Source organism: Magnetospirillum sp. UT-4 (assembly GCF_902729435.1).
GTDB lineage: Bacteria > Pseudomonadota > Alphaproteobacteria > Rhodospirillales > Magnetospirillaceae > Magnetospirillum.
Map to the genome: position 1 here is coordinate 1 of NZ_CACVCG010000093.1, position 8917 is coordinate 8917.

Below are 8917 nucleotides of genomic sequence, written 5' to 3' on the forward strand. Positions count from 1 at the left end.
TTTCGGATCAGATAAGGACGAGGGCGTCCTCGGGCATAGTTTCGCAAAGGTCCCGCAGGCGGGCGAGGGTAATCTGTCCGCTTCCGCCAACATCACCCTGGACGCGGCCGACACCAAGAGCTCCCGAAGGCTCTCCGAAAAATAAACCGGACAGAAGTGGGCTTGACCCGGGCATCCACGCCTCTCCGCCCCCTGAATGCCGATGCCGAAGCGCCACATGGATGGCCGGATCAAGTCCGGCCATGACGGCAACGTTTTGAAAGGGCGTGGAAAAAAGTGAGCCCCCTCCCCGTCAAGGGGAGGGGGGCATGAGCCTATCCCCGCCGGGCGTGGCCGCCATGGGCCTTGGCCTGGGGGCCGGCGTGCTTCTGCGCGGCCGGGGCGCCGGGGCGGCTGGGCTTGCCGTGGGCCGGCTTGCCCGCCGGCGCGGCCTGCGGCCGGCCGAGGCCGCCACGCTGGGGCGGCTTGGGGGCGCGGGCGTTGGAGGTGTGCAGGCGGTGCGTGCTGGAGCAGTGCCAGGCGTGATTGTCCTCGACCGGCACGGTCTGGCGGATGGTCTTCTCGATCTGGCGCAGATAGGCCACTTCTTCGGCCTCGCAGAACGACAGTGCGATGCCGTCGGCGCCGGCGCGAGCGGTGCGGCCGATGCGGTGGACATAGCTTTCCGGCTCGTTGGGCAGCTCGAAATTGATGACGTGGGTGACGCCGTCGATGTCGATGCCGCGCGCCGCGATGTCGGTGGCGACCAGCGCCTTCAACTCGCCGGCCTTGAAGGCGTTCAGCGCCTTCTGGCGGGCGTTCTGGCTCTTGTTGCCGTGGATGGCGTCGGCCGGCACGCCCGACTTCTCCAGCTGTTCGGCGACCCGGTTGGCCCCGTGCTTGGTGCGGGTGAAGACGATGGCGCGGGTGACCTTGCGGTCCTTCATCAGGTCGACCAGCAGGTTGCGCTTGTTGTCGCGCGACACGAACAGCACCCGCTGCTCGATGCGCTCGACGGTCGAGGACACCGGGGTGACCTCGATGCGCTGGGGGTGGCGCAGCATGCCGGCGGCGAGTTCGGCCACCGCGTCGGGCATGGTCGCCGAGAACAGCAGGGTCTGGCGCTCCTTCGGCAGGCGGGCGGCGATCTTGCGCACCGCGTGGATGAAGCCCATGTCGAGCATGCGGTCGGCCTCGTCGAGGACGAACACCTCGACGCTGTCCAGCTTCAGCAGGCCCTGGTCCATCAGGTCGATCAGGCGGCCCGGGGTGGCCACCAGCACGTCGGTGCCGCCGGCGGTGGCGTTGACCTGCGGTCCCTGGCCGACGCCGCCGAAAATCACCGCGCGCTTGAACTTGACGTGGCGGCCATAGGTGGCGAAGCCCTCGCCGATCTGCACCGCCAGCTCGCGCGTCGGGGTGAGGATCAGGGCGCGGGCCGAGCGCGGCAGCGGCCGCTGGCGCACCGTGGCGAGGCGGTTGAGGATGGGCAGGGCGAAGGCGGCGGTCTTGCCGGTGCCGGTCTGGGCGATGCCTAAGATGTCGCGGCCCTCGAGCAGGGTCGGGATGGCGGCGGCCTGGATCGGGGTCGGGGTGGTGTAGCCCTCGTCGGTGAGGGCGCGGGTCAAAGGCTCGATCAGGCCGAGCTCGGTGAACAAGGTCATGGAATTCTTTCGATAAAGGGGCGCGCGCCACGGCCAAGCCGTCGCGGGGCGTCGGTTGATGGGTGCCCTGGGGGCACGCGACCCTGGGGGAAGGATGGGGAAACTCTTCGGGAGGTGGGGACGGCGACCCTTGGGCCGGCCTGGTGTCCCCCGCGCGCAATCGCGAAAGAGTCGGTGGGCGGTTTCGCCCTGGCGGCGCTTGTAGCAGGTCTTCGGTGCCGAGCGCAATGAAATACCTCACGGGCAGCGGCATGACCTAGGTTGTCGGCCGTCCGGCCGGCTTATGCAAGCGGGCCGGGCTGCCTACACTCTCGCCCGGTCGTTGGCGAAGGGGAACGCATGCGCCTGGCGGTCCTGATCCTTCTGGCAACCCTGGCGCCGCTGCCGGCCGGCGCCCAGGACGTGCCCTACCGCGTCGCCCTCGAGGGCATCGACGATTCCGACCTGCGTCGCCGCATCGAGGAGGAATCGCGCCTGGTCCAGGGCGCCGACAGGCCGCCGGCCAGCGTCGCGTCGCTGCGGGCGCGGGCCGAGGCCGACATCGACGCGGTGCAGGCGGTGCTGCGCTCCGAGGGATATTACGGCGGCACCGCCAGCGTGGCGGTCGATGCCGCGGCGGTGCCGGCGGTGGCCACGCTGACCGTTCAGCCCGGACCCGCCTACCGCCTTGTAGCTTACCGCGTTCACTTCGTGCCGCAATCCGCCACGCCGGAGCCGGAGACGCCGGATTTCGACCAGCTTGGCTTGGAGATCGGCCAACGCGCCCGCGCCGAGGCGGTGGTGGCGGCGCAGACGGCGCTGCTGGGGCGGCTGTCGGAGCAGGGCTATCCGCTGGCCCAGGTGGCCGACCGCCAGGTGGTGGTGGACCACCGCGACCGCTCCATGCAGGTGACGCTGCAGGTGGCCGCCGGGCCGCTGGCCCGCTTCGGCGAGATTCGCGTCGAGGGGCTGGAGCGGCTCGATCCCGACTGGGTGCGCAACCGGGTACCGTGGGCGGCCGGCGAGCGGTTTTCGCTGTCCCGGGTCGAGGAGATGCGCAAGACCCTGAGCGACAGCCGCCTGTTCTCGACCATCAAGATCACCACCGCCGAGCGGGTGGTGGACGGGGAGCGGCTGCCGGTGACGGTGACACTGGACGAGGCCGACCGCCGCTCGGTGGGCGCCGCCGCCTCGTGGTCGTCCAACGAGGGCTTCGGCGGCGAGCTGTTCTGGGAGCACCGCAGCCTGCACGGCGGCGCCGAGCGGCTGCGCACCGGGTTCGAGCTGTCGCAGATCCGCACCGGCCTGGATTTCCTTTACCGCAATCCCGATACCGGTGCCGTCGACCAGGACCTGCTGCTTACCGCCACCGCCGAGGAACGCCGCACCGACGCCTTCGTGACCCGCACCATCGGCGCCTCGGGCGGCCTGGAATGGCTGCTGAGCAGGACCTGGCGGGCCTCGGCGGCGACCGCCCTGGAACGCACCGCCGAGGATCGCGATAACGCCGGCGCGGCGGGGCGGGCCCGGCAGTTCACCCTGCTGTCGTTCCCCCTCGAGGCCCGCCACGATTCCACCGACGACCTGCTCGACCCCACCAGCGGCAACCGCATGCGGCTGCAGCTGCGGCCGTTCTTCGACGTGCGCGGCGACAGCTTCACCCGCATCGACCTCTACGACGCCGAGATGGTCAAGGTGCTGGACGACCCCCGGGTGGTGCTGGCCGGCTGGGCTCGCATCGGCGCCATCCTGGGCGGCGGCTTCGACGCGGTGCCGGCCGACAAGCGCCTCTATGTCGGCGGCGGCGGCTCGGTGCGGGCCTTCGCCTACCAGGAGGCGGGGCCGCTGGAGGCCGACAACACGCCGGCGGGCGGGCTGTCGGCGCTGGCCTTCGGGGCCGAGGCCCGCATCAACGTCACCGATGCCGTCGCCGTCGTTCCGTTCGTCGAAGCCGGGCGCGCGTTCCGCACCCGCCGCCCCGATTTCGGCGAGGGGCTGCTGTGGGGCGCCGGGCTGGGCCTGCGCTACAACACGCCGTTCGGCCCGGTCCGCGCCGATGTGGCGGTGCCGGTCAATCCGCGTCCCGATATCGATGATCCCTTTCAGGTGTACTTGAGTCTGGGGCAGGCGTTCTAAATCCAGAGCATGTCTCCGATTCTCCGCAGGTTCGGCCTGGGTATGGGCGCCATCGTCGTGGCGCTGGCGGTGCTGCTCGGCGGTGCGGTCGCCTTCATCCATTCGGCCCCGGGCGAGCGCTTCGTGGCCGGGCAGGTGGAGGCGCGGACGGCGCAGCAGGTGGAACTGGACGGGCTGGCCATCGACTGGCCGTTCCGTCTTCGCGCCGACCACCTCCGCCTCAAGGATGCCGCCGGCACCTGGGCGACGGTGACCGCGCCGCGGCTCGACTGGCATCCGTCGCTGCTGCTGCGGCGGGTGCTCGACATCGACCGGCTGGCGGCGGATCAGGTGGCGGTCGCCCGATTGCCGGCGGAGGGCGGCGAGGGCGGCGGTGAGGGCGGGGATCTTCCGAATTTCGCCCTGCGCCTCGACGAGCTGTCGGCGCCGGTGGTGCTGGCGCCGGCGGTCCTGGGCGAGGAGCTGCGCCTGGAGGTGGCCGGCACCTTCCAGATGCGCCGCGGCGGCGGCCGCGTCGATGTTCATGCCCGTGTCGAAGGCGGCGGCTTCGTGCGGGTCGCCGGCACCGCCGGCAGCGATTATCTCGACCTGCGCTGGTACCTGCAGGTGCCGCGGCTGGAACGCTGGCAGGCACTGGCCGGGGTGCCGCTGGCCGGAGCGGTGGGCGGCAGCGGCGTGGTGTCGGGGCGCCTGCCGGCGCCGGTGCTGGCGGGCAGCCTGGAGGCCGGGCCGGGTGGCGCCGCCGGCCTGGGCTGGAGCGCGGCGCGCCTCAATGCCCGGCTGATGCCCGATGGCGACACCTGGCATGCGGCGCTGTCGGGCGCGGTGACCGCGCCGGCCTGGGACGGCCGTGCGCTGCCGGTGCCAACCCTGGAGGCCAACGCGGCGGGCAACCTGGATCTGGCCGCCGGCCGGCTGCTGCTGGGGCAGGCGCGCCTGACCGCCGCCGGCATGAGCGTGGCGGTCTCGGGCATGGTGGAGGAATCCGGGCGCCGCGCCGCCCTGCGTGTCGCCGCCGACCTGGACGATGCCCGGCCGCTGCTGGGGGTATCCGGGGCCGCCCGCCTGCGCGGCTGGCTGACCGGCGACCTGGTCGGGCTGCGCCTGGACGGGCGGGCGGAAGTGCGGAGCACCGGCCTCGCCACCGGCACCGAGGTGCTCGACCGGCTGCTGGGGCCGGCGCCCAGGCTGTCGGGGGATTTCCGCCTGGACGGCCGGCAGGTGGATCTGCGCGGCGTGCGCCTGGAGGGCGCCGGCGGCGAGGCCCGGGCCGAGGGCAAGGTGACCGCCGGGAGGCTCGATCTGTGGCTCCATGCCCGGCTGCCCGACCTTGCCGTGCTGGCACCGGAGCTGAGTGGCGGCGCCGAGGCGACCGGGCATCTGGGCGGTGCGCCGGCCGACCCCTCCGTCGCCGCCACCGCCCGGGTCGCCGGCCTGAGCTTCGGCGGCGCGCCGCCCGCCGAAGGCATCGTCGAGGTGGCGCTGACCCGGCTGGCCAGCGCGCCGGCCGGGGCGGTCGAGGCGGCCCTCGACATCGCCGGCCGACGAATCGATGGACGCAGCCGCATCGCCCTCGACCCCGTGCGCCTGACCGACCTGTCGCTGCGCTCCGGCGCGGCGGCGGTGCGGGGGGCGCTGGTGTTCGCCCCCGAAGGCCCGCGCGGCCGGCTGCGCGGCAGCATCCCCGAACTGCGCCAGTGGCGCGAGGTGATCGGCGTGCCGCTGGCCGGAACGCTGCAGGCCGAGGTCGAGCTGGCCGCCGGCGGGCGGCTGGCGCTGGACCTGACCGGCAGCGGGCTGGCCCTGGACGACACCGCCATCGGCGATCTCCGCCTGACCCTGAACGGCACGCCCGAGGATTTCCGCTTCGATCTCGACGCCGTCCGTGACGACCTGCGCCTCGCCACCGCCGGCCGGGTGCGCCGCGCCGGGGAAACCGGCCGGGCCACGGTGACGGCGCTGAACGCCGAACGGAACGGGGCGCGGCTGTCCCTGGCGGCGCCGGCCGGTTTGTGGTGGCGGCCCGGCCGGGTCGCGCTGGAGCCCGCCCGGCTGGTCACCACCGGCGCCGCCGCCACCCTGTCGGGGCGCCTTGCCGACGGGCAGCTGGCCGGGCAGGCGCGGCTGCAGGGCGACCTGGCGCAACTGATCGGGACCCTGTCACCGGTTCCCGGCCACATCATCGCCGGGCAGGTGGACGGCACCGTTCGTGTCGCCGGTCCGCCCGACGCACCGGCGTTCGGCGGCCGGGTGGCGGTGACGCGCGGCCGTTACGAGAACCTGGAGACCGGCACCGCGGTGATGAATTTGTCCGCCACCCTGACCCTTGAGGACGAGCGGGCGCGCCTGCTGGCCGAGGGGAGTGACGGCGGACGTGGCCGGGTGCGGCTGGAAGGGGCGGGCGGGTTCGGCGGCGCCTGGACCGCCGAAATCGCGCTCGACCGCTTCACCGCCTTGCGCCGCGACGATGCCGAGGCGGAAGCCAGCGGCCGCCTGTCGCTGTCCGGGCAGGGCACCGATGCGCGCATCGCCGGGCGGTTGAGGGTGCCGCGGGCCGAAATCGACATCGGCCGCCTGCGCGGCGGCGGGCCGGTCACCCTGGAGGTGACCGAGGTGGGCGGGCGCACGGTCTCGCCGCCCGAGGAGGGCGAACCGGCCGAGGCGGCCATGCCGGCGACCGTCGCCCTGGCCGTCGAAGTCGCCATCGAGCACGCTTTCGTGCGCGGCCGCGGCCTCGACAGCGAATGGCAGGGCGAACTGGCGGTGTCCGGCACCGCCGCCGATCCCATCGTGTCGGGGACCATCGCGGCGGTGCGCGGGCAGTTCGAGTTCCTCGGGCGGCGGCTGGAACTGGCCGAGGACAGCCGGGTGGTGTTCCAGGGCGATCCGGGCGATCCCGCCCTCGACGTCGCCGCCACGGCGCGGGCCGGCGAGGTCGATGCCCGCGTCGAGGTGAGCGGCAGCGCGCAGGCACCGGAGCTGGCGGTGACCTCGGATCCGCCGCTGCCCCAGGACGAGGTGCTGGCCCGGCTGCTGTTCGGCCGCGAGGCGGGCGAGTTGTCGGCGTTCCAGCAGATCCAGCTGGGCCGCCTGGCGGCGTCGGGTCTGACCGGCGGCGGCGACGGCTTCGACCCCATCGGCGACGTGCGCGGCATGCTCGGGCTCGACGTGCTCGAGGTGGGCGGCGGCGAGAACGGCGAGGGCGGCCCCAGCCTCACCGCCGGCAAGTATATCGGCCGCGACACCTTCGTGCGGGTCGAGCAGGGCACCCAGGGCACCGGCTCGGTGGCGGTGGAACAGGATCTGGGCGGCGGCTTCGCGGTGGAGACCGAGATCGGCCAGCAATCGGGCAGCGGCTTCGGTGTGCTGTGGCGCAGGAATTATTAGGCTCCCTCCCCCCTTGCGGGCGAAGCCCGCGTTACAACAATGCGTGCTTCGCACGCGGGGGAGGGTTGGGGTAGGGGGGAACCGCGTCGGAGCATGAGTGTGCGGCATCACCCCGCCCCCAACCCCTCCCCATCAAGGGGAGGGGAGTCATTCACATTACCGCCAGCCCGGGTCGATCACCGCGCGGCCCTTGCGGTCCTCGGCCAGCTTGCGGACGTGGGCGAGGTTGCGGGCCGCCACCTGGGCCGGACCCTTGGCGCCGTGGGCCTGGAAGATCTGCAGCGCCTCCTCCAGCACCAGCACCGCCTCCTCCAGGTGGCCGAGGCCGCCGCCGTGCTTGTCCAGCAGGAACAGCGCCGAGCCCAGGGTGTTGCTGGCCGCCGCCCAGGCCAGCGGCGTGCGCTCGCGCGAGCGCACCTCCAGCACCGAATGACAGGCGTCCACCGCGCGCTTGAGCACGTCGGGGTTCTTCAGCTGGTCGCCGTAGACCTCCAGCACCTGGGCCACGTTGTGCATGATTTCGGCCCAGCGGTGGGGCGCCTCGGCCCGGGTGTGGACCTGCATGGCCGCCTGCAGCGCGGTCAGCGCCTCGCGCAGCAATTCGGTGTCGCCGGTCAGCAAATCGAGGCGATAGAGCGCCACACCCAGCCGCGCCTGGGTCGCCGCCCAGTCCAGCGGCATGGTCGCCCGCGCCAGGGTCTCGGCGGCGGTGCGCCAGTGCTTGACCGCCTCCTCCCAATGGGACCGGGCGTGCTCCTTGGAGCGCTCGGCCCGGGCCGCCCAGGCGGCGCCCAGGTGGCGGGCGAGCAGACCGGCCTCCCACGGCGCCTCGTTGCGGCCCAGCCGCTTCTCGGCCGCCTTGTAGCCGTCGATCGCCTTCTGGAACCAGGACTCGGCCTGGGACGGCGGCACCGCCAGGGCGCAGGCGACGGCGACATGGGCGTTGACCAACTGGATGGAACGCTGCTGCGCCATGGACAGCGACACCGGCGGCTTGGCCGCCAGCGGCTCGAGCGCCTGCGCCGCCGGCGGCAGCAGCCGGCGCATGGCGGCGCGCTGGACCTCGGTGGCCGGCTCGGCGGCGGCCAGGATGGCGGCGTAAAGCAGGTTCAGCTGCGGCTCGCCCAGGTTGACCGGCAATTCGATGCGGGTGGTGGGGCCGAAGCTGCCCGGCCGCTCGTCGTCGGGCAGGCCCGGGCCGGCCAGGCGCAGGCGGTAGCCGTCCTTGGCGAAATCGCCCCACACCAGCAGATCGGCGTTCTCGTCGGCCAAGGCGTGGCGGGTGGCCGACAGCAGCGCCGCCAGCAACTGCGGGTCCTCCAGGGTGTCGAGCTGGAAGGGGCGGGGGAACGGCCGCACCTTCAGCGCCGGACGGGTCTCCAACAGCTTGAACAGGGCCTGCGAGGCGGCGCCGTCGGCGCTGTCGCCGTTCACCGCCGCCACCAGCACGGTGAACACCGGCGGCTCGGCGGCGGGGGTGGCGGTCGGCTGCTGCTGCGCCTGGGCGGGTGTGGCCGGCTTGGGCGACAACATCTTGGCGACGGCATCGAGCAGGCGGGCGAGGCCGCCGGGCGCGGGCGCCTCGTCCTTCACCGGCCCGGCCGGCACCAGCGCGTTGCGCTGCGACGGCGGCGCCGGCGTCGGCGTCAGGCCGGGCCGTTCCAGGGGGCGCTTGAACCGGTCGCGAGGGTCGTCGGTGGGACTCATGGCTCTCTATTAGACCACAGCCACCGCACGGGCAACATCAGCCGCCGAACAGCGCCGGGCCATCA

General features: G+C 73.3%; 4 protein-coding genes. 2 read left to right on the forward strand and 2 right to left on the reverse strand.

All coding sequences use genetic code 11. The features are described from left to right. Positions 1–314: 314 nt before the first annotated feature. Positions 315–1643, reverse strand: coding sequence for a DEAD/DEAH box helicase (locus MTBUT4_RS13395; protein WP_173980194.1), 1329 nt, complete (start codon positions 1641–1643; stop codon positions 315–317). Between the two features lie 339 nt (positions 1644–1982). Here MTBUT4_RS13395 and MTBUT4_RS13400 point away from each other — a divergent pair, with 339 nt between their 5' ends. Beyond that, positions 1983–3758 carry an autotransporter assembly complex family protein gene (locus MTBUT4_RS13400; protein WP_173980195.1) on the forward strand — a complete coding sequence of 592 codons (1776 nt, stop codon included), beginning with the start codon at positions 1983–1985 and terminating at the stop codon, positions 3756–3758. 9 nt (positions 3759–3767) lie between these two features. After that, positions 3768–7145, forward strand: a complete 3378-nt coding sequence (locus MTBUT4_RS13405) for a translocation/assembly module TamB domain-containing protein (RefSeq protein WP_173980196.1) — start codon at positions 3768–3770, stop codon at positions 7143–7145. A 156-nt stretch (positions 7146–7301) separates the two neighbouring features. Here MTBUT4_RS13405 and MTBUT4_RS13410 read toward each other — a convergent pair whose 3' ends face one another. Then, positions 7302–8852 (reverse strand): hypothetical protein, encoded by a 1551-nt coding sequence (locus tag MTBUT4_RS13410; protein ID WP_173980197.1) that lies wholly within the window; start codon positions 8850–8852, stop codon positions 7302–7304. Between the last annotated feature and the right edge of the window lie 65 nt (positions 8853–8917).

Coding starts and splice junctions, on each gene's coding strand:
- MTBUT4_RS13395 (WP_173980194.1), bottom strand. CDS start 1,643: ATGACCTTGTTCACCGAGCTCGGCCTGATCGAGCCTTTGACCCGCGCC.
- MTBUT4_RS13400 (WP_173980195.1), top strand. CDS start 1,983: ATGCGCCTGGCGGTCCTGATCCTTCTGGCAACCCTGGCGCCGCTGCCG.
- MTBUT4_RS13405 (WP_173980196.1), top strand. CDS start 3,768: ATGTCTCCGATTCTCCGCAGGTTCGGCCTGGGTATGGGCGCCATCGTC.
- MTBUT4_RS13410 (WP_173980197.1), bottom strand. CDS start 8,852: ATGAGTCCCACCGACGACCCTCGCGACCGGTTCAAGCGCCCCCTGGAA.